This window comes from Shewanella sp. MR-4 (genome assembly GCF_000014685.1).
Taxonomy (GTDB): Bacteria; Pseudomonadota; Gammaproteobacteria; order Enterobacterales; family Shewanellaceae; genus Shewanella.
In genome coordinates, this window is record NC_008321.1 from 1051428 (window position 1) to 1077077 (window position 25650).

24 protein-coding genes are annotated in these 25650 nt (G+C 48.0%); 10 read left to right on the forward strand and 14 right to left on the reverse strand.

The genetic code is table 11. From position 1 onward, the window contains the following. Positions 1 to 69: 69 nt before the first annotated feature. The 7 genes from SHEWMR4_RS04675 to lptD all read right to left on the reverse strand — a co-directional run bounded on the left by SHEWMR4_RS04675 (position 70) and on the right by lptD (position 9106). Complete coding sequence (locus tag SHEWMR4_RS04675) at positions 70 to 2091, reverse strand: methyl-accepting chemotaxis protein (RefSeq protein WP_011621697.1); 2022 nt, start codon at positions 2089 to 2091, stop codon at positions 70 to 72. A 96-nt stretch (positions 2092 to 2187) separates the two neighbouring features. Further along, positions 2188 to 3012, reverse strand: coding sequence for a symmetrical bis(5'-nucleosyl)-tetraphosphatase (locus SHEWMR4_RS04680; RefSeq protein WP_011621698.1), 825 nt, complete (start codon positions 3010 to 3012; stop codon positions 2188 to 2190). A 21-nt stretch (positions 3013 to 3033) separates the two neighbouring features. Continuing rightward, positions 3034 to 3414, reverse strand: coding sequence for a Co2+/Mg2+ efflux protein ApaG (gene apaG / locus SHEWMR4_RS04685; protein WP_011621699.1), 381 nt, complete (start codon positions 3412 to 3414; stop codon positions 3034 to 3036). 55 nt (positions 3415 to 3469) lie between these two features. Beyond that, positions 3470 to 4276 (reverse strand): 16S rRNA (adenine(1518)-N(6)/adenine(1519)-N(6))-dimethyltransferase RsmA, encoded by an 807-nt coding sequence (gene rsmA, locus SHEWMR4_RS04690; protein ID WP_011621700.1) that lies wholly within the window; start codon positions 4274 to 4276, stop codon positions 3470 to 3472. 14 nt (positions 4277 to 4290) lie between these two features. Next, positions 4291 to 5277: a 4-hydroxythreonine-4-phosphate dehydrogenase PdxA gene (gene pdxA / locus SHEWMR4_RS04695; protein WP_011621701.1), complete on the reverse strand. Its 987-nt coding sequence runs from the start codon at positions 5275 to 5277 to the stop codon at positions 4291 to 4293. Between the two features lie 6 nt (positions 5278 to 5283). Beyond that, positions 5284 to 6588, reverse strand: a complete 1305-nt coding sequence (gene surA, locus SHEWMR4_RS04700; RefSeq protein WP_011621702.1) for a peptidylprolyl isomerase SurA — start codon at positions 6586 to 6588, stop codon at positions 5284 to 5286. A 220-nt stretch (positions 6589 to 6808) separates the two neighbouring features. Further along, positions 6809 to 9106 (reverse strand): LPS assembly protein LptD, encoded by a 2298-nt coding sequence (gene lptD / locus SHEWMR4_RS04705; protein WP_011621703.1) that lies wholly within the window; start codon positions 9104 to 9106, stop codon positions 6809 to 6811. Positions 9107 to 9221: 115 nt separating this feature from the next. Between lptD and SHEWMR4_RS04710 the strand changes: the two genes are divergently transcribed. The 5 genes from SHEWMR4_RS04710 (at position 9222) to SHEWMR4_RS04730 (ending at position 13575) form a co-directional block, all read left to right on the forward strand. Beyond that, complete coding sequence (locus tag SHEWMR4_RS04710; protein WP_011621704.1) at positions 9222 to 10313, forward strand: aminoglycoside phosphotransferase family protein; 1092 nt, start codon at positions 9222 to 9224, stop codon at positions 10311 to 10313. Continuing rightward, the gene (gene murU / locus SHEWMR4_RS04715; RefSeq protein ID WP_011621705.1) at positions 10310 to 10978 is read left to right on the forward strand and encodes an N-acetylmuramate alpha-1-phosphate uridylyltransferase MurU; all 669 of its coding nucleotides are present in this window, start codon (positions 10310 to 10312) and stop codon (positions 10976 to 10978) included. The genes SHEWMR4_RS04710 and murU overlap by 4 nt, the downstream gene beginning before the upstream one ends. Positions 10979 to 11087: 109 nt before the next feature. Next, positions 11088 to 11876, forward strand: coding sequence for a co-chaperone DjlA (djlA, locus tag SHEWMR4_RS04720; RefSeq protein WP_011621706.1), 789 nt, complete (start codon positions 11088 to 11090; stop codon positions 11874 to 11876). A gap of 55 nt (positions 11877 to 11931) precedes the next feature. Next, complete coding sequence (locus SHEWMR4_RS04725; RefSeq protein ID WP_011621707.1) at positions 11932 to 12576, forward strand: outer membrane beta-barrel protein; 645 nt, start codon at positions 11932 to 11934, stop codon at positions 12574 to 12576. A 45-nt stretch (positions 12577 to 12621) separates the two neighbouring features. Continuing rightward, positions 12622 to 13575 carry a D-2-hydroxyacid dehydrogenase gene (locus tag SHEWMR4_RS04730; protein ID WP_011621708.1) on the forward strand — a complete coding sequence of 318 codons (954 nt, stop codon included), beginning with the start codon at positions 12622 to 12624 and terminating at the stop codon, positions 13573 to 13575. 393 nt (positions 13576 to 13968) lie between these two features. Here SHEWMR4_RS04730 and SHEWMR4_RS04735 read toward each other — a convergent pair whose 3' ends face one another. The 4 genes from SHEWMR4_RS04735 to SHEWMR4_RS04750 all read right to left on the reverse strand — a co-directional run bounded on the left by SHEWMR4_RS04735 (position 13969) and on the right by SHEWMR4_RS04750 (position 17120). Beyond that, positions 13969 to 14982: an IS110-like element ISShes7 family transposase gene (locus SHEWMR4_RS04735; protein ID WP_011621306.1), complete on the reverse strand. Its 1014-nt coding sequence runs from the start codon at positions 14980 to 14982 to the stop codon at positions 13969 to 13971. Positions 14983 to 15398: 416 nt separating this feature from the next. Continuing rightward, the gene (locus SHEWMR4_RS04740; RefSeq protein WP_011621709.1) at positions 15399 to 15824 is read right to left on the reverse strand and encodes an SMI1/KNR4 family protein; all 426 of its coding nucleotides are present in this window, start codon (positions 15822 to 15824) and stop codon (positions 15399 to 15401) included. Between the two features lie 12 nt (positions 15825 to 15836). After that, entirely contained in the window at positions 15837 to 16283 is a 447-nt protein-coding gene (locus SHEWMR4_RS21050) for a hypothetical protein (RefSeq protein WP_041408706.1), read from the reverse strand. A gap of 627 nt (positions 16284 to 16910) precedes the next feature. Then, on the reverse strand, positions 16911 to 17120 hold the full coding sequence (locus SHEWMR4_RS04750; protein ID WP_041408708.1) for a hypothetical protein: 210 nt from the start codon (positions 17118 to 17120) through the stop codon (positions 16911 to 16913). 428 nt (positions 17121 to 17548) lie between these two features. On the opposite strand from SHEWMR4_RS04750, the gene SHEWMR4_RS04755 reads away from it, so the two are divergent. Next, positions 17549 to 19006 carry an OmpA family protein gene (locus tag SHEWMR4_RS04755; protein ID WP_011621710.1) on the forward strand — a complete coding sequence of 486 codons (1458 nt, stop codon included), beginning with the start codon at positions 17549 to 17551 and terminating at the stop codon, positions 19004 to 19006. 162 nt (positions 19007 to 19168) lie between these two features. Here the strand turns inward: SHEWMR4_RS04755 and SHEWMR4_RS04760 are convergent, their stop codons facing one another. From SHEWMR4_RS04760 to SHEWMR4_RS04770, 3 genes are all read right to left on the reverse strand, one after another. After that, positions 19169 to 19894 (reverse strand): 23S rRNA pseudouridine(2604) synthase RluF, encoded by a 726-nt coding sequence (locus tag SHEWMR4_RS04760; protein ID WP_011621711.1) that lies wholly within the window; start codon positions 19892 to 19894, stop codon positions 19169 to 19171. 11 nt (positions 19895 to 19905) lie between these two features. Then, positions 19906 to 20598 carry a hypothetical protein gene (locus SHEWMR4_RS04765; RefSeq protein ID WP_011621712.1) on the reverse strand — a complete coding sequence of 231 codons (693 nt, stop codon included), beginning with the start codon at positions 20596 to 20598 and terminating at the stop codon, positions 19906 to 19908. 186 nt (positions 20599 to 20784) lie between these two features. Further along, on the reverse strand, positions 20785 to 22122 hold the full coding sequence (locus SHEWMR4_RS04770; protein ID WP_011621713.1) for a Na+/H+ antiporter NhaC family protein: 1338 nt from the start codon (positions 22120 to 22122) through the stop codon (positions 20785 to 20787). A gap of 548 nt (positions 22123 to 22670) precedes the next feature. Here SHEWMR4_RS04770 and SHEWMR4_RS04775 point away from each other — a divergent pair. The 4 genes from SHEWMR4_RS04775 (at position 22671) to SHEWMR4_RS04790 (ending at position 25581) form a co-directional block, all read left to right on the forward strand. Next, entirely contained in the window at positions 22671 to 23579 is a 909-nt protein-coding gene (locus SHEWMR4_RS04775) for a DUF6662 family protein (RefSeq protein ID WP_011621714.1), read from the forward strand. A 79-nt stretch (positions 23580 to 23658) separates the two neighbouring features. Next, positions 23659 to 24210 (forward strand): FMN-binding protein, encoded by a 552-nt coding sequence (locus SHEWMR4_RS04780; RefSeq protein WP_011621715.1) that lies wholly within the window; start codon positions 23659 to 23661, stop codon positions 24208 to 24210. After that, the gene (locus SHEWMR4_RS04785) at positions 24210 to 25058 is read left to right on the forward strand and encodes an FAD:protein FMN transferase (protein WP_011621716.1); all 849 of its coding nucleotides are present in this window, start codon (positions 24210 to 24212) and stop codon (positions 25056 to 25058) included. Before SHEWMR4_RS04780 ends, SHEWMR4_RS04785 begins: the two co-directional genes overlap by 1 nt. Before the next feature lie 55 nt (positions 25059 to 25113). Further along, on the forward strand, positions 25114 to 25581 hold the full coding sequence (locus SHEWMR4_RS04790) for a hypothetical protein (protein ID WP_011621717.1): 468 nt from the start codon (positions 25114 to 25116) through the stop codon (positions 25579 to 25581). Positions 25582 to 25650: the final 69 nt, after the last annotated feature.

Here is a 25650-nt window from a genome sequence, read left to right on the forward strand (position 1 = left end):
TTCGCCGCGAAAGCGCAAGCCAAAGAAAAGGGCCGCAATTGCGACCCTACTGATACCCTGAGTGTTTGCTTACACTCTAAATTCACCGACAGAAGCTTGTAGCTCTTCGGCAAGCTTAGCCACCTGATGGCTCGATTGTGCTGTTTGGTCAGCGCCGATGGCGGTCTCTTCCGAAATGGCCGCGATATGCTCAAGTTTCTCAGACACTTGCTGACTTACCAGATTCTGCTCCTGCGCAGCATGGGCAATGTGCGTGCCTGCATCATAGGCTTTGTGCACCGACTGACTGATGGTTTCTAGGGCGAGGTTAGCTTGCTCGGTTTTATCGACGCAGGCATTGGCTTGGGCACGACCCATATCCATTGCTGCCACGGCTTGCTGGGCGCCCTGTTGCAGCACTTCGATCATTTGTTGGATCTCGCGGGTCGACACTTGGGTTCTCGATGCAAGGCTGCGCACCTCATCGGCAACGACCGCGAAACCACGGCCCTGTTCTCCGGCGCGCGCCGCTTCAATGGCTGCGTTTAATGCCAGCAGGTTAGTCTGCTCGGCAATGCCACGAATAACATCGAGGATCGAGCCGATTGAGGCGCTGTCCGATTGCACTTTGTTGATCACTTGGCCTGCTTTAGCGACTTCGTCAGCGAGGGCTAAAATGGTGCGCTTATTCTCTTCGGCGATAGTGCGCATGTGTTTGGCTTCTTGATCGGCCTGCTTGATTTGCGCGAGTGCATCGTCGGCGCTCATCGACACTTGTTGTGCGCTGGAGCTTAACTCTGTGGTCGCAGTCGCAACTTGGTCGACTTGGTTCTTTTGCTCTTGAATGCCCGTCGTGGTTTGCGCCGTGATTGCCGAGGTTTGCTCTGCTGCAGCAGCGAGCTGGTTAGAGCGGTCCAAGATACCGACGATTAGGCTGCGTAAACTGTCGACTAAACGGTTACAGTTTTTCGCCAGTTCAGCAAATTCATCGTGGCCAGAATCATCCAGTTTATGAGTTAAATTGCCAGAGGCTAACACGTTAAGAGCATTGTTAACTTGGTAGAGTGAACGCTTCAATGGCGCAACCACGGCAAAACTGATGATGACGGCGGCAACGATAGCGATTAGCACTACGATAATGGTACGGATACTAGCCGAATCAATTTTGGCTATGGTGGCTTGGCTCATTTCAGCGGCAGCCGACTCAATGTTATTACTTACATCTTCCATATTGCGGTCAATGACTTTGACGTCTTTCTCAATGATGGCCAGTTGATTTGCCGCCGCCTGAGCGTGGGTTAGTTGGCTCGCCTTAAGTTGCACCATAGAGTCAGAGCCTTCGAGCAGCCCAAGGACTTTTTTAATATCTTCGTTGACGGATTTTAAGGTGTCCGCATCCACAATATCCTGCGCATGGCGGTTGACGTACTCAAGCTTGTTTTTGCTCTCGCTCAGGATGTAGTCGAGTTCTTTAGAAATAAGCTCATGCTTACTCATTTCGTCATTGGTGACTAAATCGGTAATGGTGGTGATGATATTACCCATGCTGGTATCGATAGCGCTTGCCGATGCCGCAAGACTCTGAGCATCGGGGTTTTGGCTGTTTTCTAGGTCGATAATATCGAGTAATCCCGATGAAGCATCATCGGCGGCATTTTCCAGCTTTTTCTTTAATCCGATGAGTTGCTCTTGTTTGCTGAGAGTGGCTTCGCGCTCATTGAGCATGACGAGGCTGTCACGTTCAAAGGTCGAGAAACTGCCATCCAGTTGTGAGATCAACGATGAAAGGTTAGCTTGCCCTTGAACCAGTCGCGTCAGGTTACTGATCTCATTTTTAAACTGGCTACCGTGGTCGCTAAAGACTTTACGGATATCGGGAATGTTAGAGGATTTTGGCGCATGAAAGGCAATGAGCACTTGGCGCTGTTGTTCGCTCAAGGATTCGGTTAAATGAGTGGTGGCCTTCAGGGCTGGCAAGCTTAACTCTTGCATCATTGCCGAACTATCTTTGAGGCTAATGTTCGTCAGGTACGAGGTAAATCCTAACAACACAAGTAAAAGTGTAACAACACTAAACCCGCCAATGACTCGGGTGGCTACATTAACTTTCATAGGATACTCCGGTTATTATTATATTATTCCGAATGAAAAGATTATTAAATTCAGGGCATAGGGTACTGTCGTATATCGACCACTCTCGGGCTTAGTTTAACCCTTTTTTAACTTTTTTTGGGTAATTTTTTGGTCTTTTTCAAGATGCCATAGGGTTAGATATTCGCCCCAGCAACAGCCTGTGTCTAGCGCTTTTAATTTGGGATCGTTCACTTTACCCATCAATGCCGCCCAATGTCCAAACACTAAAGTGTGACTCTGGCGTAACGCAGAGGTAAATTCAAACCAAGGGCGTAGCTGTGGATTATTACAGTCCTCGGGTGGCTGTTTACAGTCAAAATCTAAATGACCATCGACATACAGATAACGCATACGGGTCAGGGCATTGATACAAAAGCGCAGGCGGTTTAAGCCAATGGCGCTTGGATCCCAACGCTCCGCTGTATCGCTGTACATTTGGCTTATCAGTGCGTCGAGGTAATCACCCTGCTTGAGGGCTTGGCTAACAAGTTGCGACTCTTGCCTTAAGACGTCTAATGACCACTGTGGTGGCACACCGGCGTGGGTCATGATGACCTTGTGCTCTGGCAACTCCCGCATTAAGGGTTGCTGCCTTAACCAATAGATTAAACTGGCAATATCGGGCGCATTTAACAGCGGCGCGAGGTTATCGCTGGGTTTATCCCGCTTGAGTTTGCCATGGAGAGCGAGCAGATGCAGATCGTGATTACCGAGGACGGTTTTGCCCGCATCCCCTAGGGATTGAAAATAGCGCAGCGTGGCTAATGAATCGGGACCTCTGGCGACCAAATCGCCCACCGCCCAGAGTTCATCGCGGGATGGGTTAAAGTCGACCTCAGCAAGTAATCGTTTTAATTCGGCAAAACAGCCTTGGACATCACCAACAAAATAATGGGCCACAATATCCTTTCTATTTATAAATCAGTGTAATAAACCGGGGAGTGCTAAACGGAAGGGCTTAATCGTCGCCTTAAAACGTTCGCCAGATTCGCTGACCATACCATAAGTGCCATACATAATGCCAAGGGGCGTATCGAGTACGGTGCCGCTAGTATATTGGTAGGCGGTATTGGGGGGAATCGTTGGGGTTTCGCCGACGACGCCTGCGCCTTGCACTTCACTGATTTTGCCGTTGGCGTCGGTAATAATCCAGTGGCGGGTTTCAAGTTTGGCGGCTTGCTCACCGAGGTTAACTATGGTGATAGTGTAGCTAAAGAGGTATTTCTGATCCTCGGGCGAGGACTGTTGTTCAATGTATTCGGTTTTGACTTCGACTCGGATTGAGTCATCCAATGCGCTCATGCTGCTCCCTTTAATAAGATAGGGCACCCTAAAGTGCCCATCAAACTGATATTGCTTAAGCCTGCTTATCACACACCATATTCGCCATGGCGACATATTGTTCAACGCTGATTTGCTCAGGGCGCAGGTTAGGATCTATGCCTAGTTGCTCAAACTCTGCATCGCTTAACACTTGCTTGAGGTTATTACGCAGTGTTTTACGGCGCATGTTAAAGGCCGTGGTGCACAGCTGGCGCAGTACATTCACATCCTTACAAGGGAAAGGTTTTTCTGCATAGGGCAGTAGACGTACCACGGCAGAATCGACCTTCGGCGGTGGCGCAAAGCTATGGGGCGGCACTTCGAGTACGGGAACCACTTGGCAGAAGTACTGTGCCATCACAGTTAAGCGGCCATAGGCCTTGTTGCCAGGGCTTGCCGATAACCGCAGCACCACTTCTTTTTGCAGCATAAAGTGCATGGTTTCAATCTGCTCGGCAAATTCGAACAGATGGAACATCAAAGGGGTTGAAATGTTATAGGGTAAGTTACCAAACACTTTGAGTTTTTTACCCGGTACCACCAACTGGCTAAAGTCGAACTGCAGCGCATCGCCTTGGTGAATCGTGAGCTTATCCTTAAGTACTGGGTGATTCTGCAAGCGCTCAACCAGATCGCGGTCTAACTCAACCACGGTCAGGTTATCTATCGCCGTGGCGACAGGTTCGGTTAAGGCGCCAAGGCCGGGGCCGATTTCGACCATCACGTGGTCATTATCGGGGGCGATGGCACCCACAATGCGGTTAATCACATTGTCGTCGGTTAAGAAGTTTTGTCCGAAACGCTTTCTGGCCGTGTGGCCTAAATGTACTTTGCTACTCATTAATATCTAATCGTTTAGTTTTTTGAGGATAACTCAATGGCTTTATTCAAGGCGCAGACAAAACTGCCAATATCGGCTTTGCCAGTTCCCGCAAGATCGAGCGCCGTACCATGGTCAACCGAGGTACGGATATAAGGTAAACCTAAGGTAATGTTTACCGATTTGCCAAATCCCTGTGACTTTAGAACGGGTAAGCCTTGGTCATGGTACATGGCCAACACGACATCCGCGTCCTGTAAATATTTAGGTTGGAACAGGGTGTCGGCGGGCAGAGGGCCGACAATGTTCATTTGATATTCTTCACGCAGTTCATTCAGTGCCGGAATAATCACATCGATTTCTTCCCGGCCAAGATGGCCGTCTTCACCCGCGTGTGGGTTTAAACCACAGACATAAATTTTAGGGGAAGCAATGGCAAACTTGCTGATAAGGTCAGCGTGTAAAATCTTGATAATATGATGCAAACGCTGGCGCGTAATGGCTTTTGCCACATAGGCCAGAGGGATATGGGTGGTCACCAGTGCCACCTGTAAACCTTGGGTTGCTAACATCATGACCACATCAGGGCAGTTGGCCTGATGGGCAAAAAACTCGGTATGGCCGCTAAAGGAAATCCCCGCTTGGTTGATGATCCCTTTATGGACTGGGCCTGTGACAACGGCATCAAATTCGCCGCTCATGTTTTTCTCACCCGCATAACGCAGGGTTTCAACCACGTAAGCACTGTTTTGCTCATCGAGTTGGCCACAAACGGCGTCGGTCACCAGTTTGAAAGGCGCAATGGTGAGTGTGCCTGCTTCCTGCGGTTTAGGCGATTGCTCGGGCAAGTAAGGGCGAAACGTGACATTCAGGCCGAGTCGTTTAGCTCGGCTGGCTAATAATTCGGGATCCGCACAAACGACTAACTCAGCAGGCCAAGCCTGCTGAGCGAGTTGCACGACTAAATCGGGGCCGATACCCGCAGGTTCTCCGGGGGTAACGGCAATACGTTTAGTGGTCAATTTACCTTAACCTCGGTTTGACTCAGGCTGAAAGACTTCAATGTATGCGTCGGCACGCATTTCGTCTAGCCAGTTTTGCAGTTCTTCATTAAATTTGCGACGGAAGATCAGTTGGTGAGCACGGTTAGTATTAAATTGATCCGTGGCATCGGTTTTTCTGCGCTCTTCCAGCTGTGTGATATGCCAGCCGTGGGTCGTACGGAAAGGCTCACTGATTTGGTCTTGGCTTAAGCTGTTAAGGGTTTGCGCAAACTCTGGCACATAAATGCTTGGCTCTGCCCAGCCTAGCTCACCACCTTTGGCTGCTGAACCTGGATCTTCAGAATATTGACGCGCTAAATCTTCAAACTTAGCTTCGCCAGAGCGAATTTGCTTTAAGAACTGCTCTAACATGGCCTTAGCACGATCTTCCGACAGAATTGGCGATGGCTTGAGCAGGATATGACGCGCTCTGACTTCTTCAATTTCTTTGGTTTGTAAGCCACGGGCATCCATGATCTTGATAATGTGGAAACCGGCGCCACTCTTGATTGGGCCGATAATATCGCCTTTTTTCGCACCGTTGATGACTTCAGCAAACAGCGTTGGCATCTCGTTGATGTTCATGTAATCCCAGATACCGCCTTCCAGCGCCTTAGGACCCGATGAAGAGGCGATGGCGGTGCGGCGGAAATCCTCACCACTCTTTAAACGCTCGAGTACGGCATTTGCGCGCTTGCTCGAGGCTTCCAGTTGTTCACTGTTTGGATTGTTAGGTACGTCAATCAGGATATGGCCGATTTGGTATTCGACGTCCTTCATGCCTTGCTCTTGGATCAGTTTTACCAGGCCAGTGATTTCCTGTGGTGACACTTGGATACGGCGCTGTACTTGAATACGTTGGATTTCACCCAGGGTGATTTCTTCACGCAGTTGTTCGCGGTATTGGCCGAAGCTTAACCCTTCGCTCTCGATTTTTTGCTGCATTTGCGCCACGGTCATTTTTTGTTCGCGGGCAATGTTTTCAATTGCTTGGTCTAACTGTAAGTCACCGATATGCAGACCGATACGATCCGCCATCTGCAACTGCAAACGGGTGAGGATCAGTCGCTCGATAACCTGAGTACGCAGTGCACTGTCGGATGGCAACGATTGATTCGCGGCTCTCGCATTGGCTTTTACAGTGTCAATCATGTTGGTGATTTCACTTTCGAGCACAATACCGTCGTTGATTTGAACGGCAACACGGTCGATTGGCTGGGGAGCGGCCATAGTAGGCTGGCTGATAGCGAGTGCAAATAAAGCAAAAATCAGATGTTTACTGGGTTTCATCCACAAAATCCTTGGCACGTTCTAAGGTCAAATTCGACGGCTTATTTAAGTTAACTTTACCATTTATATCGAAATTACAGTGAGTTGCCTAAATGTTCTTTTGTTAGTAACTCTAAAAGTGTGCGTTCCGAGACTTTTTTGGGGAGGAGCGCACGGCTTTCATTAACCTGTTTGGACTCTCAGTCCTTGTTGAGGTTCAGCAATCTACCACAAATCTTTGCTAATTCCTCAGATAAAGCGGTTTTCTGTAGTTAAACAGACCATCATTGAGCATATCCGATACGCCTAATGGGCCTGAACCACCGAGTCCTTTGATGACTAAATTCAGGTAAACACCGCTTTCAAATTGCTCGCGCTCATCGATAACGGCCGAACCAATGTTGTCATCGTAATTGGTCTTAATTCGGTAGTGATAGCTGAGGCGGATTGCATAACAGCATGATTCATATTGGAAACCTGTATAGGTTTCTATGCTGCGGCTCTCGTTGAGGTCGTAATACCAGTTACCGACAAAATACAGGCTGTCGTTAATTGGCCATGCGCCACGCACACCCGCTTGGGAAATATTCACCAGATCGTTAGTGTTGGAGTTCAATAGATCCGGTACATAACGATAACTGAGCTGCAATAGTTTATTGGCTTCGGGGCGGAAGTCTAAGGTGACTTCGGTCTTCTTGTTATTGCTCGAGTTGGTGTCGTATTGAATCGCCGCACCTAAATACCAGTCATGGCTTAAGCGGGTATCTAACTCGGCGGCCAATACTGAGGTCGATTGATTTTGCTCGAAGAGGTTATCTTCGTAACCCAGCTTACTGTCCTGCAGATAGAGGATCTGACCTAGGCTGAACTTAGTCGCCTCTTGGTTGTGATCGTCGAAGAAACGCGTGGTCACACCTAGGGTCACTTGGTTTGCATCGGCGATGCGGTCAAGACCTGAGAAACGGCGGTCGCGGAACAGACCAAAGTAGTCGTCCTGCAATTGGGCGGTATCGTAAATGCCGATGCCACGTTGATCTTCATAACCCACGTACAAATACTGGAACTGAGGTTCGAGTGTCTGACGGTAGTTTTGATCGAACAGTTCGGTAAAACGCTCGAAGTTGATCTGTCCATTGATCCGCACCTGTGGAATCGTGCGGCTCACTGTATCGTCTAAACCATCGAAGGCACTGTTATTTTGTTCCTGCCAATAGTTGGTTTGCATCAGTTTGACTTGGCTAGTCAGCGAACCTGAAGGACCATGAATAGGTAGCGTCAGGCTAGGCGCCATATGCAAACGGGTGGCGGTATTCATATCGCTGTCATCATGGGCGAAGTTGGTCAACTCAGAGTTAAAGCCAAAGTCCAAGTTGTTCCAAAAGTCGGCGGCGCGGTAGTTAAAATTCACCTGCGGCATCACTTGATAAGGCTTTTCGTCCTCACCCAGTACTTTAATGTCTTGCACCCGCGTGCTGATATCCCAGTTACGCTCAAAGTAGCTGACTTCACCAATCCGCGATAACTGGTTATCGGTGGCGCGGTTCACATCAGACTTTAAGTCGTTGAAATAGTTGTTGTCAGACACTTCGGTAAAGTTGGCAAGTACCCGCCAGTTTTTATCGATGGCGCCTTGGTGTTGCCAGTTATAGAGGTAACGATTTGGACTACCGCTGAGCATCTGATCGTTGCCCAAATACTCTAGATTCAAGCGGCCACTTTGGGCCTCACCCGCGAGATAGCGAAACTCTGTCTTAGTGAATAAACCACGGCTAGACATATAGTTAGGTGTAAAGGTGAGGTCATACTCAGGCGCGATATTCCAATAATAGGGCGCGGAAACTTCAAAACCGTTGGTGGTACTAGTGCTAAAGCTAGGGTAGAGGAAGCCGGTTTTACGTTTATCGGAAACTGGCACCGTCATATAAGGAATGTAGAACACCGGAATATCGGCAATTCTCAGCTTTGCATTCCAAATCTCGCCCCATTCTTCTTCACTGTTAATCTTAATTTTTTCCGCTTCGAGCAGCCAAGAGACATTGTCCGGCGGGCAGGTCGTGAAGTTAGTGTTGGTCAAGATAAGGTTGTTATTCATGGTGATTTGCAGTTTTTCGGCATCGCCGTGAACCTGCTGACCATGGAGCCAATACTGGGCACCCTTTAGGGTGGCGCGGTTGCTGCGCATCTGTGCCTGCAGCGAATCGGCGGTAACGGTAAAAATATTGTCTTGGAAGACGAGGTTGCCATTGGCATCGAACTGCTCGGTCGCCTGATCGAGAATCGCCTCATCGGCGGCAATGTGTCTGTCGCCCTGACTGAAGACCACATCACCGGTAAAAATGGCTTGTTTGCCCATTTCGGCGTTTGAGCGATCCGAAACAATACGAATTTTCTCTTGATCCGCGGCGCTTAGGCCGGGTTGAGATACGATACGAGGTACTGGCGGTTCGATGACACATTGTGACGCTGAGGCTGTTGGAGATTCGTCTGCCAGGACTAGTTGCGGTAACAGGCTCAAGGCCAGAAAGTAACGGATCTGCATCTTAGGTCAATAATAATGATTTCTTTGTCTGGACAAGTATCGACGGGGAAAGTTGCAAACTACAAGTGCAACGCAGCAAATAAATCTCTCAATTTCTTAGCTGTTTCCAAATTATATGCCAGCTATAATAAAGCAATTTTTCTATAAGAGCCATGAAATGACCTTATCCGACTCGAGATTTATTTCCCTTAATCAGTGGCTGAACCGTTATTTTTCCTATGATGTGACCCCGATTCTGATTTCCGGTGACGCCAGTTTTAGGCGCTATTTCCGGGTCACGGACCGCGATGCGAGCTACATTGTTGCCGATTCGCCGCCCGCCTTAGTGCCTATCGCACCTTTTATCGCCCTCGCCAGTGCCTATGCGGCGGCGGGACTGACAGTTCCAAAAGTCATCGCCTCCGATGCCGAGCAAGGCTTTATGCTTCTGAGCGATCTTGGGGATACTCAGTTGTTGTCTGTGCTGACCGATGCGAATGTGGCTGACTACTATCGCCGCGCCTTGGCATTATTGCCTCAGGTGGCCTCAGTGGTTGAGAGCCTTGACCCTGTCACTGGCAGCACGCAGCCATTGCCTTTATATGATGAGGCGTTTGTGCGCCGTGAGCTGGGGATTTTTACCGAGTGGCTGTTAGAGAGACATTTACAGCTTGAACTTAGCCATGAGGAACGCTCACTGGTAGAGCAGAGTTTTGACCTCTTGGTGGAAAATGCCCTCGCACAACCTAAGGTGGGGATGCACCGCGATTACCACAGCCGTAACTTGATGCTCAAAGAGGGCGAGCTGTGCGTGATTGATTTTCAAGATGCGGTGCTAGGGCCTGTGACCTACGATGCAGTGTCATTACTGCGGGATTGCTATGTGCGTTGGCCGCAAACCATGGTGCAGGAATTAATGCAGCAGCATTATCAACAAGTGCTTGAGTTGGGGCAAATCCCGGCGCAGACATCTTTTATCCAGTATCAAACCTGGTTTGATTTAATGGGGCTGCAGCGCCATATCAAGGCGGCGGGGATTTTTGCGCGTTTACACTATCGTGATAACAAGCCCGCCTATATGGCCGATATTCCGTTAACCTTGTCGTATATTGTGGATATTGCCAACCTTTATCCAGCGCTCACACCATTTTCCGCTTGGGTGCAATCGCGCATAGTGCCTGCGTTTATGGCCAAGGGAAAAGATACTCAGCAGGGAGACAAGCAATGAAGGCCATGATCCTAGCCGCAGGTAGGGGAGAGCGTTTACGCCCTTTGACCGACACCCTACCCAAACCTTTAGTGCCCGTCTTAGGTAAACCGCTGATTGTGTACCATATCGAGAAGTTGGCCGCGGTGGGGATTGTGGATATTGTGATTAATCATGCTTGGCTCGGGCATAAGCTGGTAGAAACCTTAGGCGATGGTCACGCCTTTGGGGTCAAAATCCAATATAGCGCTGAAGCATCGGCCCTCGAAACCGGAGGCGGAATTAAGCAGGCCTTATCTTTGCTGACTGACGGCGACTCGGATGCGCCGTTTTTAGTGCTCAATGGTGATGTGTTTATCGATGCCTTGCCGACGATTACCCCCTTAGCGGATACTGCTCTGGCGCATTTATGGTTGGTGCCGAATCCCGAGCAACATCCAAACGGTGACTTTGCCTTGGAACAGGGCCTTGTACGTGAGCAGGGTGAGCAAAAATACACTTTCTCTGGCATGGGTTTATATCGCCCATCATTATTTGATGGCACGCCGGATGATGCCTTTGCCCTTGGGCCTTTGCTGCGGGCTAAAATGGCCGATGGCTTGATCACCGGGGCACACTTTAATGGACTCTGGTGCGATGTCGGGACGATTGCACGTCTGCAAGCATTAGAGTCAGCGCTGGCGTAATGGCAAGGCATATCGCCTTATCGCCTAACGCCTAAGGTTTAGCGCCTTGAGTGAACGGTTTCACTCGCCATGTCGATTGACTGAATAAATTATCAAATTGGGAATTAAGATGCGCCTTTGGGGTAAGTTTTTTGGATTTGTTATCGGGTTTATGTTTGGCCGTATTTTCGGTGCGCTACTGGGCTTATGGCTTGGGCATCTCTACGATAAACGCGCCGGTGGTGGCGCCAGTTTTAGTCAGATCTTAGGTCAGGCTAAAAATCGACAGGGGATATTTTTTAATACCACCTTCGCCGTAATGGGTCATGTGGCCAAGGCGTCGGGTCGAGTGACTGAAACCGATATCCGTATCGCGACTATGTTGATGGACCAGATGCGCCTAACGGGTGAAGCCCGTAAAGAGGCGCAGCAGGCGTTCCGTGAGGGTAAAGAGCCAGACTTTGACCTACGTAGCAGCTTGCAAGCCTTTCGCGCCGTGACCCAAGGTCGCCAAGAACTGGTGCAAATGTTTATCGAGATCCAAATTCAAACCGCCTTATCGGACGGTGAGCTCGATCCCGCTGAGCATGCAATCCTGATGACGGTGGCCCAAGAGTTAGGTTATGGTCGTGGGCAACTCGATGAATTACTTAAACGTTGGCAAGCGGAATACCGTTTCCACCAGACTTCTAATGGAAATAAAACCTCGATTACTGACGCCTATCATTTGCTCGGCATTAATGCCGAGGCGACGGATCAAGAGGTGAAACGGGCTTATCGCAAGTTGATGAATGAACACCATCCCGATAAGTTAATCGCTAAGGGATTACCACCCGAGATGATGGAAATTGCCAATCGTAAAGCGCAGGACATCCAAGCTGCGTACGACAGGGTGAAATCGGAGCGCGGCATGCGCTAACGCTTCGGTTAAAGTTGTCGACGCAAGGAATAATAACGACAGATAAGGGATTAAGATGAAATACGTTAACCGATTAAGTGTGATTGCTGGTTTGTTACCGCTCGCCCTCGCATTACCAACCTATGCTGAACCTGAGCTGTTTGTCGCCCCCTACGGTGGTTACAGCTTTGGTGGTAGCTCGTTCGATATCAATGAACTCGATGCTAACAACGCTGAAACCGATAATAAGCAGAGTGTGGGTATCGAAGAGGCGAGCCATTACGGCATCATGTTAGGGATTGGTACTAACGATCCCGGCAATATTTACCTGCTCTACAGTCGCCAATCCTCCGAGCTGAAAAGCGGTGGCCTGTTTACCCCAGACTTAGTCGCCTCCTTAGATGTGGACTATATCCACCTTGGCGGCACTTTATTCTTCCCAAGTGGCGATTTTCAGCCCTACATTACCGCCAGTGCCGGGGTGACTCGGATGATGCCCGATGATTGGTCAACGGAAACCCGTTTCTCCATGGGCATTGGTGGTGGCGCCGAATACCGCATGACGCAAAACTTCGCGCTGTTTGCAGATTTGCGTGGCTATGCGACCTTTATTGACAGTGACAGCTCACTTTTTTGTAATGAAGACCAATGCTTATGGCATGTCACATCGGATGTCATGTGGCAAGTGCAAGCCAATCTTGGGGTCAAACTCAGTTTTTAATTTCCCTGCTTTTGGGCAAGGTGCAAACGCAGTTAAGAGGTAAAGATGAAAATAGTCGTACTCGATGGTGAAACCTTAAACCCTGGGGATTTAACTTGGCAAGCGGTCAGCGCATTAGGGGAATTTAGCTGTTTTGCCCGCACGCCCTCGGCGGAGATTATCCCGCGCGCTCAGGATGCCGAGATAGTGCTCACCAACAAGACGCCCTTCGATGCCAACACCTTAGCCCAACTGCCTAAGCTTAAATATATCGGCGTGCTTGCCACGGGCACCAACGTGGTGGATCTTGCCGCCGCAAAAGAGTTAGGCATAGTGGTCACCAACGTGCCCGCCTATGGCCCCGATGCCGTCGCGCAAATGGTGTTTGCCCATATATTGCATCATACGCAAGCCGTTGCCGCGCACCATCAAGCCGTTGCCGCAGGGCAATGGAGCAATTGCAGTGACTTTTGTTTTACCTTAATGCCGCTGCAATCCCTTAAAGGCAAAACCTTAGGCTTGATTGGTTATGGGGATATTGGCCAGCAGGTGGCTAAACTCGCCTTAGCCTTTGGCATGAAGGTATTAGTGAATACCCGCACCGAACCTAGCGATTTACCCCTAGGCGTGAGTTGGACATCCCGCGATACGGTATTTAAGGAGTCCGATATTCTCTCGCTCCACTGCCCACTCACCCTTGAGACCACCGAGCTGATTAATGCCCAAACCCTCGAATTAATGAAGCCGCAGGCGTTACTGATCAACACCGCGCGCGGCGGCTTAATCGATGAGGCCGCGCTTGCGGCCGCATTAACGCAGGGCAAAGTCTTTGCTGGCGTCGATGTACTCTCGACCGAACCACCGAGTGCAGATAATCCGCTACTAACAGCGCCCAATATCAGTATCAGCCCCCACAATGCTTGGGCGACCAAAGAAGCGCGGCAGAACCTACTCAATATCGCGACGGCAAATCTCAGCGCTTATTTAGCTGGCGATAGAGTGAATTGGGTGAATCCCTAAGGCTTGTGGGTTAGCTTGTTCCTGTTTAAAGGGAATAGGCTGCTACTCCAGCGTAAATTATGCAGGGATCGTAGGTAGTTAAAAATGTTGGCACCAACTGATAGGTGCGCCATGGCATTCGCTCACCGACACGCAGCAAGTCCTATATGGACACCTCGAATAGATCAACCACTTTTTAAGTAACAGAAAGTAATACTGCGTACGTATATCCGACCTGTTTATGAGAATCTTTGCTCTCTGGCCTTAATGAGAACCGCGCCTTTGCAGCTTATCGTCCGTCCGGAGTCATATGCTCCTTGTACTCTCTCAGCATCTGCAAAGGCCGGTATTACCTGTTACTTCATTATCTGTAGTCGTGTTTTTGGGGTGAGTTTAATACTCGATTTTTACAAATTAACAAGACCGATATTCGCTGCGATGAAACAGCAGCGCCCAAATGATCCGCGCCAATTTGTTTGCAATTGCTACTGCCGCTTTCTGTTTACCCCGCCGCTCAATCACCTTTAAGGCCCATACGGAGATCCTGTCATTACTCTTACTTGCATAGCGAATAATCGACCAAGCTCCCTGGATCAGTTGCCGCCGCAGATAGCTGTTACCTCGTTTGGTTATGCCGCTTAATTTCTGTTTTCCCCCACTGGAAAACTCTTTAGGAACCAGTCCTAAATTTGCAGAAAAATGCCGAGCACCATGATAGCCAGAGCCATCTCCGGCAAATGACACCGCGGCAGTGGCAATGATTTCTGCAACGCCTCTTATACCCATTAGTCGCTTGGCATCTGGGTGCGTTCTTGCCTGCAGTTTGATGTCTTTTTCCAGTGAACCTATTGCAACGTTGATCGCACGCAACTCTTCCATCAGCTCACGCATGTATTGGCGTGCAATCGTAGTGAGTTGATTACTGGCATCCTCAAGTAATTCCGGCAGTAAAAGATTCAATGGATTACGTCCTTTAGGGAGGGCTATTCCATATTCACTTAGTAAACCTCTGATTTGATTGGTTAGTGCAGTGCGTATTCTGATCCGGCGCTCGCGAATTCTGTGAGTAATGATGATATCAACCTGCGCTAAGGTTCTCGGCTGGACGAAAATCAGGTTCGGTCTCTGCGCCGCCTCACAGATAGCGAAGGCATCATTGCGATCGTTCTTATTGCCTTTGACAAATGGCTTAACATGCTGAGGCGGGATCAGTTTGACGTCATGCCCGAGAGAAAGTAACTCTCTGCCCCAATAGTTAGAGCCACTGCAGGCTTCCATCGCAATAGTGGCATCAGGGTAAGTACGCAGAAAAGTAAGGAGCTGAGCACGTTTAATCGAACGGTTAAAAACACTCTTGCCAGCTTGATTTACCCCACATACTTGGAAGATATTTTTTGCGAGATCAATTCCTATTAGTGTAACTTTCATTTTGGACACCTTTTGTTGTTATTGAACGTGCAAATTCAATATGGCGTAAATGACGCCTACTTCACAAGAGGTGTCCATCCCATCATCCGTGGATGCTCGACCGCCCAGTCTGATGTGAATGGATTCACGAATGCCGCGATGGCATGGATGCCAAAGAGCGGCCATGGGGCGGACAGTCGTCTCGCCAATCACCATAGCTCGCCTTTTTAGCATTAGCGGAACCTGTAGATTTAAAAGATTACGTAACATACTTTTTGACAAAAGAGTGTCAGGACGTCAGCTGTATCAGGTGAATTTCGGGTAAAAATATCTATGGGGTAACGCCTCAAACACCAGTTTGGTGAAGATGGCGGTTATTTTGGTACCAAAAAGGTGGCTGCTTTGCCAAATTCGCGTGCTTTGACTTGTTAAACATTCTAGAACTTGAGTGTATAGCCATTTGTAACCCAATCTTTGAAACTAACAGCCAATAGCACCATAGCTTCTTTTGTTAAGTCAGCGAAAGGCACTCTATATAGGGGCCACTCCTCTGAGCTCTTACTATGTGTGGTATCGAACACTATTGATTCTCCACCTCCATCTGAGCCAATAGCAATTAGACCCGGTAGATATTGCTCATAGCAGTAAGCTTCTGTTAATTCAGATACCTCTCTTGCGCTCCAAAGCACAATAGAATCATCTGGTTCCTGCACACCTATCGGTGTTTCGGCACCATTCGTTTCGAGCAAGAATATCTTGTACTCGCTCGGGAGATTATTTCCTAACCACTTTTCAAGAAGTTCAACGTCTTCAGGGGTGGCTGGACTCTCAGGATATTCGAATTTATCTCGATAGTTGCTCATGGTGCTTAACGCTTATTCAGCCGACGCGTCAGCGGTCGGCTGAATTGACTTGTTAGAGAGCTTCTGAATTGCTTTTACATTAATTTGAATTTTTAGTACTGAGAATAAAATTAACACAAAGAAGATGACCCCAAATGTAATTGCGTAATCCGAGTCTCCATACGATGTAGACTTTACAACCGAAGCAGCAAAAAATATCAACCATGTTCCAAGCATACTGGAGTGAAATTTTTTATTAGCTATTAATGCATCCCTATAAATTTGCGTTGCCGTTTTGTTTTCGGCGAATGCCGCTTCGCTATCAGCTACTATTTTTCTACTAACCTCAAGTTCGTCAGCACATGCTTTGGAACAAACAATTCCCCAGCCAGTGTCCAATAGGCATTCTTCACAAATAAAACGATGGCAATGTTTACACAGTCCTATTGCTTCATGATCTAAATGGGTTCGGCATTTCATACTAGCTCTCTAACTTCTTAGTATTTATGTGCTGTTTGCAGGGCATAAATCGCTTGTTGGACTTGGCTGCTGCCACAGCCATGTCAATTGGTATCAATGATGCTATAGGAATTTGCTTTTTTGCGGTAGCGGTTTTTATACAGTTTGATGGGTAATTACTTGATATCACTTTGCCTTTTTCGTTCTTTCACGCTTATTTTTTGCTGAAAAATTGCTATCTAACGGCTCAAAACGCCAAGGAATACACCTCCCCTCGGAGTTGCCGCGGGGCGAATAGACAAATTGCGTGAGTCTCGCCACTGATGGCGAGCTAGCTTCCGCAGGTGCAGGGACGCATCCTTCGGAAGCGATAGCAAATTTGTCAATGAGCACAAGGGGCTTTCAACTCCGTTAGGGGCGTCTTTGAGCATCCAAGGAGGATAGGACGAGCAGTCCTCCTTGGTCGGGTGTGGGGTGAAGCCCCGCGACTTTGATTTTGATTAAGCATTGAAGCTACAAAAAAGAAGGGATGCATAACTTCTAAGTCGAACCATCAACTTTTCTATAGGCAGAGCTTTACTTGTCCAATTCCCCTTTTGAACTGCGAAATACACTTTGGGGCAAAAATAGCACAATGATGTAATGACATTACTTTTGAAACCATTTTTCTACTTCGGTGGGGTTCTTCTTTATATACAAATGAATAAAGAACCCACAGATCAAATACAATATGGTTAATATTAAAGCACCACCAAACTGTAGATTTTCAAATGCTCCCTGCGAATATATGGTTGCAGTTGCAACAACACAGAATGCTATAAAAATCGACCAAAATGCAGTTTTCTGATTTTTGCTCATCGTTCTATCCATGATTTCAAATTTTATTCATACGCTGAGCGTTAAGCCCGTCAGACCAGTGAATCACTACTGATGTTGTAGACACTTTCTAGCATTACTAAATTTAGGTCAACAAACCAGTACCAAGCAGTGCTAGTTCAGTCATGTGAAACAAGTTTTGGGGCAATAGCTTTTAGTAGGATGAACTGTGACTGTTGGCGGCATATAAACCTCCTTGTTCAATGCTGAATCAAGTATAGATTGAGGTTATTACCACCCTATTTAAAACAGGATATCTCAGTATTTCCCGTATTTCCTTTTCAATAAAAAGTATTACTTTTATGTCGTTTAATACCTAGGTAAAAAATTTTATCGTATTATCCCGTCACTTTTTTATCTATTTAATTGCTTCGCGAGAGCGAGATTCCCCCCACAGAAAAGGATTTTTTATGGGACATAAGACGTTATTAAGTGCTGTACTTTTGACTGCGACCTACGGTGTCGCTACTTTTGCGGTGAATGCTGAATCGCTGTTTACTCCCTTTCCTGACGCCAAATCGCCTGAAGAAAAGCGCATCCACTTTACGCCCTTTGAACTTATCACCGCAGTGAATGGTGACAAGTTCACTCTGTTGCCTGTATCGGGCAAATTGACTCGACAAAGCGTTGAGTTGCCAGCGGGGTATAGTCCTGAACATGTGATCAATAACTATTTGGCACAGCTAAAAAAACTGAATGCTGAAGTGCTATTTAGCTGTCAGGCCGCCAGCTGCGGTGATGGTCAAGCGATGCAAACTCAGCTAAAGCCGCTTAAGAGCGTGAATGCTGACTATCACAGTGCTTACGTGGCGGCAAAACTGAAAGGTTCTCGCGGTGAGGTTTACGCCAGTATCTATGTCGTCAATCGCGAGGATAGATATACCTATCTGCAGGTCGATATCCTCGATGCTATTCCTGAGCCGCTGGATTTGATCCAAGCCAATAGTGACTTTTTACAGCAGGCGCCGAAGCAAATTGAGATTAAAGATAGGCGTAGTGACGATGCTCAAGGCGCGACCGATCATCCTTTATTGGGGCGCATGCCCGGCAGTTATATTACCAGTTACAAACAAACTAACTTTATCCAAGTGCCTGTATTGGTGGGGATCTCGGGCGCCGATTATCAAACCAAATCGCTGGATGCCAAGCTTACCCAAATAAGTTATCAGATGCCTGAAAGCTATTCGTTGTTTGAAATCAACAGCAATTATGCCGCAGCAGCACAAAAACTGCAGGCTGAGCGGGTGTTCCACTGTAAAGGCACGGCCTGCGGCGACGATGATAACCTGATCAATGCCATCAAATTAATCAAGGACGATAAAGAGGACGAATGGCAGGAGTATCAGCTGTTTAAGCTGAGCCACGCCAAGGGAGATGTTTACTTCGATATCTATTCCCAAGGATATTTCGATGGCACACCTGCCGATACTACGCTTAGGGTAATGGAGCTTTCTACTCTGAAGGATGATCGTGTGGCGATTAACCTCGATGCCCTGACCGATGCGATTAGCCAAACAGGCAAGGCAACATTAGAGGGATTGCTATTTGATTATGACAGTGAGCGTATGTTACCTGAGTCCAAGCCAGTACTCGAGGTCCTCGCAAGTTATCTTAAGCAGAATCCGACGCTGAGTTTTTATGTAGTCGGACATACTGATGACAAGGGCGAGCGGAGTTACAATCAAAGCCTGTCGGAGCGCCGCGCCGCAGCAGTGATTAAGCAGTTGAGTGACGGGTTTAAAATTCCGTCGGCCCAATTAACCGCCCACGGAAACGGGGAGTACAGCCCTGTGGCCAGTAACACTAATGACGCTGGACAAAAGTTGAATCGCAGAGTGGAGTTAGTGCTTCGTTCCGATAAAAAGTAGCTCAACGCATCAGCTTGAAAGGCTATCTTCGTTCCATCTAAAACGCCTGAGATGACTCAGGCGTTTTTATCTTCATTGGTGTTCATTGGAAGATATTGTTCGCGCAGGCATTTGCCTCAAATCGAGGTTAGCAGCTTGAGGGCATTCGCCATTTGTCTACCACTAAATTGCCACAGCGGCTTTAAGCGCTGTAACTTCCTCTGGGCTGAGTGGGCGCATTTCGCCTTCGGCTAAGGAGCCTAGCGTTAATGTCATTAACGCGACGCGTTGTAAGTCAATCACCTTATAACCTAAGGCGTTGGACATGCGCCGAATTTGGCGATTTAACCCTTGGGTAAGCACAATTTCAAAACTCACATCACTTAACCGCGTGACTTGGCAGGGGAGTGTGCGCACCTCTTTATTGCGCACCTCTTTATATTGCACGCCGCAGGCCATTTGCTCGATAAAGGCATCGTTGAAGGGGCTATCGAGTTGCACATGGTAAGTTTTACTGTGGGCAAAACTAGGGTGCATCAGTTTATGGGTGAGTTCGCCATCGTTGGTGAGCAGCAATAAGCCACGGGAATCCTTATCTAATCTGCCCACTGGGTAGAGTCTTGGCGTGGCCGGCAGTAAATGTAGCAAACTGGATTTATCGGCGTCTAACAAACGGCAATCTGTGCCCACGGCTTTATTGAAGAGCCAATAGGAAAGCGCTTCGACGCCCGATATGGGCTTTTCATCTAAGCAGAGGCTATCGAGGCATAGGCCGTCAGCATCGACATGCACGGCATCGGTATGCTTGGCTATCTTGCCATTGAGGCTGATGCGTCCAGCCTCAATCAAGCGGCAGGCTTCACGGCGTGAACTAATGCCGCATTGGGCAAGGTATTTGGCGAGACGCATAAATGACTTAGCTAAAACGGGTGATGGACTTGGGCGCGATGATACAGGATTTTGGATAAACGGCGCATGGCAAATGCGAGGCTTAAGCACCAAATAATATTGAGGTTCGTTTGCAGCCACATATTGGCGGCAACAAAACAGAAGTGATTGCCTGTCTCGCAGGGCGGGAAATCCAGTTGGCTCCAGTCCAGTTGTAAGCTGAGGCTAATGGCACTGATAAAGCTTAATAAGCTCAAATAAAACAACGGCTTTGGGCAGATTAGTTTAGGCACGATTCCCGCAATAATCACCAAGGCATGCAGGGTTAGCGTGCTTAACAGATAGCTAGTGGAAACCAGTCTGTGCATGGTTAAAAAGTTAATCGGAAAAATACCCATCAAAATCACCGAGGTGCCAACCCAGGCGCCGGTGAGCGCAATATATTGGCTAAAGCTGTCGAGCTTAAGTAAGTAGAGCCCAGCCATAGAGATCAACATACAAATCCCTGCGGCTAATAATCCGAGGTTAAACACATAGGCGAGGGGCGAGTTGATATAGTCACCAAGAAAATCGGCACGCATAAACAGGGCTGCAGTGCCGACGACTTGATATTCGGCGTAGAGCGCGATGATAACCCCTGTGGCACTTAGCAGCGCCGCGCCCACAATCAACCAAGTGATCAGGCGATGTAAGTCGTAAAAGCTGGGTTCATGCTGCGGATTCATATTTTTATGGATGCATTTTGGGGTGAATGGCTATGGCGTAAATTAAGGTTAATACCGCGCAAATAACCCGCTGTAACTTGCCTTAATCCGAAACTGATGGCAAGTCCTTGAGCTAATTTGAACCTTAGGCAGATAAAAACAAAGGGAGCGAATGGCTCCCTTTGTGTTATCGACAGTCGAATAAGATTAGTGGCGCTTACGGAAAATCACAATCGCAATCGCGACAGCTGCTAGGATCATGCAGTACCAAGCGTGGGAGACGGCCGCCAGCGGTGTGATGCTAAAGGTTGAAGCAATCAGCAGTGCTTGGGCGCCATAGGGAATTAACCCTTGAATAATACAGGCAAAAATATCGAGTACACTGGCCGCGCGCTTAGGGCTAACACCGTGTTTTTCTGCCAGATCTTTAGCAATATCACCGGTCACAACGATAGACACTGTGTTGTTAGCAACGCAGCTGTTGGTGACGGCCACAATCCCTGCCATGCCTAATTCGGCCGCGCGGCATGAGGCTTCACCTTGAGCTTTTGAGAAACGGGTGATGAGCTTTTCAATCTGCTTGCTTACAAAGGCTAGACCACCTTGTTGCTGCATCAGCGCGGCTAAACCACCGACTAGCATCGACAGGATGAAGATTTCCTGCATATTGCTAAAGCCCGCGTAGATATCCTTACCAAATTGGATAACGCCATAGTCCATGGTCAGGAATCCCGCCGTGCCCGCCAGCAGAATGCCTAAGGTCAAGACGACAAACACGTTTAACCCTGCGACCGCCAATACCAGAATCGTCAGGTAAGGAATTACCTTAATAAAGTCAATTTCTTGAGCGGCTAGATCGGCTTGGCCTTGGCCTGCAATCACAAAGGCGATAAAGGTCAGTAGTGAAGCCGGGATAGCAAAAATCAGGTTCTCACGGAATTTATCTTTCATATCACAGCCTTGAGTACGAGTGGCAGCAATAGTGGTATCCGAAATAATCGAGAGGTTATCGCCAAACAGTGCGCCAGACATCACAGCGCCCGCCATCAAGGCATAATCAATTTGTGCCTGATCGGCAACGCCTAAGGCGATAGGTGCCACTGCGGCAATAGTGCCCATTGAGGTACCCATTGCGGTGGCAATAAAGGCGGCAATCACAAAAAAGCCAGGCAGTAATAGGTTTGAAGGAATAAGTGATAAACCTAAGGCGACAGTCGCATCGACACCGCCTGTGGCTTTCGCTACCGCAGCAAAACCGCCAGCCAACAAGTAAATCAAACACATAGCAATAATATTGCTGTGGCCAATACCGCCGATAAAGGTATCAATCGCTTGATTGAGTTTTTGTTTTGATAATACCAAGGCCAGAATAATGGCTGGCAGAATGGCAATCACACTCGGTAATTGATAGAAGGCAAAGTCCACACCTTGACTTTGGAAATAGACGCCTGCGCCAATAAACAGACTTAGAAAAACGAATAAGGGTAACAGGGCAATAAAAGATGCCGGGCTACTCGGTGCAGTGGTTTGGGCTGATTGACTCAATGTAATTTCTCTTTTACTCGGCGGGTTGTCCGCGTGATCCTTGGCAGTCGAACTCGCTTAAAATCTATGCCGCTTTGGCATCATATCCTAGCAACTTGGTGCCAAGCATATTGGATTGCCATTTTACTGTCAATCTAGACGTCTAGATGTTTTTACTTCCGTTGTGATCTGTTCGTTAAAAAGAGGTTTAAATCGTGGTTTTTACTCAGTTTAGACCTTATTTATCAGCTGGTTAATTAGCGCTATTTTGTTGTCCCTACGCAATGAGTGAACATTGTATTTGTGTGAGTAGGTTGGCTGTGAGCCGATTCAAGGCTGTGGTGAGTATAGTCATTGAGCAGAAATGCGCGATGACCTGAGCAGATTGAATTGCATAGCAAAAAAATATTAATTGAATATTAATTTGTAACATCATGTTTTAAATGAAATATCCTTATTATTTGGTACTTTATCTGATAAAACACTAATGATAATGATTTGCGTTGTTTTTGTTGCTCTACTAGAATCGCCTCCAAATTATGTTAATAACTCTTTGGAGCTTTGTTTAAATGCGCACATCTTCTCGTCATCGCCTGAGTGTCGTCGCTGCCTCTGTGCTAACACTCGGTATCTGCCACACTGCCACTGCGGGTGAAGATTTATTTGGTTATGTCAAAGGCGCTGAGGCTATGCCTAAAGAAGCCATTGAACTCTATCAAAAAGTGACGTTGCGTAACGACAAAGGCCAAGGCACTTACCGTGGCATTAATTACGAAACTGAGCTGGAATACGGTGTGACCGATAAGTTTGCGGTATCGGGTTCGGCTAAGTTTATGTCTTTAGATACTAGCGGCTTAATCATCGATGGTTACCTGCCGAAAGAGAAAAACATTGGTTTTGCCACCTCTGGCGCTGAAGTCGGCTTAAGCTACATGTTTTTAAGCCCTGCCAAGGATGATATTGGTCTGTCTATGACCGCCTCTTTAGACTATGACTGGATTGATGTGCACTCTGGTCAAGACAAAGACACCCTGTCACTCGATTTAGGCTTACAGACTCAAAAGTACATGCTCGAAGGTGAGTTAATTTGGGTTGGCAACCTTGGCATGGAATCGACCTATGCCGACCGTGCGCCAATTGCCAATTTGCCTGAAGACTTTGACTGGTCAACCGACCCTGAGATGGAACTGGAGCTGAAAATGGGCACTGGCCTGAGCTACCGTTTCGCGCCTAACTGGTTTATCAGTGCCGAAGTGTTATTCGAAACCGAATTTGAGACTGAGATTGGTCAAGAGCGTTGGTCATTCTTCGCCGGCCCTTCATTGCATTACGGTAGCGCCGATTGGTGGGCGACTCTCACTTGGTTGCCCCAGTTAAGTGGTGGCGGTGAGCAGTACGAAGGTCAAAAGGACACCAGTCTGCATCTGATTGAAAAAACAGAACAAGAAGTCAGATTAAAAGTGGCATTTAACTTCTAATTTGTATTTTACTCATAGGCAGAGCAGCGTGGCTCTGCCTGCGGTGAATCAAGCTTTTGCTTTAACACTAGGTATTTAAATGGCGCATACATATCTGAATAGCTTGTGGTTTATGCCAATGGTCGTCGTGGCCGCCCCTGCATTTTCTGCGGATTATTTAACCGTGGCCCAAGCGCAGGCGTTGATTTTTGATAAGGCAGCGGTATTTAGTGAGCGTCCAACCTTACTGAGCTCCGATGCGAAAGATCAGATCAAAGATTTATCGGGCGTTCGCCAACGCCAAGATCAGCAACCTATCTGGAAAGTTGAAAAGGACGGTCAGTTTCTCGGTTGGTTTGTGGTGGATGATGTTGTCGGTAAACATGAGTATATTACCTACGCTATCGGCATTAGTCCGCAGGGCGAAGTGCTTGGGTTAGAGGTGCTCAGTTATCGTGAAACCCACGGCGGCCAAGTGCGTGAAGCGAGTTGGCGCGATCAGTTCCACGGTAAAACCCTCAAAGATCCCTTTAAACTCGATGAAGATGTCAGCAATATTAGCGGTGCCACATTAAGTTGCCGTAATTTACTCGATGGCGTAAAACGGTTACTTGTTATCCATCAACTCTTTTTGTCGCAGTCAGTCGCATAGTGATACGTAGAGCCAAACCCTTACTCGGCACCTTAGTCGAAATTGCCGCTGAGTCCGTTGTCGAGCACAATGCTCATCCTTCACTGGATGAGTCAGCCCTTCAAGCCGCTATAACAGCGGCTTTTTCGCGTGTGGCCCATATTGGTCGCTTACTCAGTTTTCACCAGCAGGATAGTGAGCTTAATCTACTGAATCGCCAGCCGGGGCAGTGGATATCCTTAAGTTCTGATAGCCTGAGGGTGTTGAAGCTTGCCAAGTGGTTTGGCCGGGCCAGTGACAACCTTTTCAACTGCACAGTGGGTGGCGAGATGATGTCCCGCGGCGCCTTACCTGCTTATCTCGGGATGCCGCTGCTGTTGCAGGGAGATTGGCGAGATATTGAAATCCAAGCGGATAAAGCCAGATTGGCTCGCCCACTGATTTTGACCTTAGATGGCATAGCTAAAGGTTATGCGGTCGATATGGCGGTCACTGAATTGCGACGGGCTGGCGTGTGCGGTGGCTGGGTGAATGCGGGTGGCGATTTAAAAGTGTTTGGTAGCGCTTCATTAAATGTGCTGTGCCGTGGTCCGAACGGATTGAGTCAAAAGATCAACGTCAGTAATACCGCCCTTGCCAGCTCGCGGGTTTCCCAGCATTTAAGCCATGATTACCCCGCATTATTGTTACCAACGGGCAATTTAGACGAGCAACAGTGTGCCAGCGACCAAGAAAGGGTTGTGAGTGTGCGCGCACCGTTTGCCTGGCGCGCCGATGCGTTAACCAAGGTAGCGGGTTACCTTGACGATGCCACTGCCGCCGCAAAAATTCAGCAGTTGGGTGGCGATTTAGTCAACTTCGCACCCTAAGATTTGTCGATAACGCTTTCATCACTCTTGAGTATTTTTGACGATATAAATAAAAATGAAAAAATTAAGTGGTTATCCCAATTGGTTTTTCTGGTTGATCATCCTTGCCATCACAGTAACAGGCCTTACGGGCGTATTTATGCTGCCTTGGGTGATGGAGTTTAAGTTGCAGTGGGATGTGGATTTTGGCCTGAGTGGGGATCTGCGCTTACCCGCAGTTGTGATGCATGTGCTGCTAGGCTGGCTGATGCTCATGTTGCTCGGCGCACTGTGGCATAGCCATATCCGTGCAGGCTGGCGTAAAAAACTTAACCATAAGAGTGGATTAGTGATATCACTCAGTCTGTTGGCATTAGCGTTAACGGGCGTTGGCTTGTATTACTTAAGCTCAGAATCGGCGCAGTTGGCCGCGAGTTTATTACACACCTTTTTAGGGCTATTACTCTGTGGCGGCTTTGGCTGGCATTACTGGCACGGCCGGCAAATACGGCAGCAAACCTTAACGCGACAACGTATCCTCTAACAGATAAAAAAGAGTCTTTTTTATCTGTCTTTGAGTAACGCTAAGTTAGGGACATCTGGGCGCGTTACT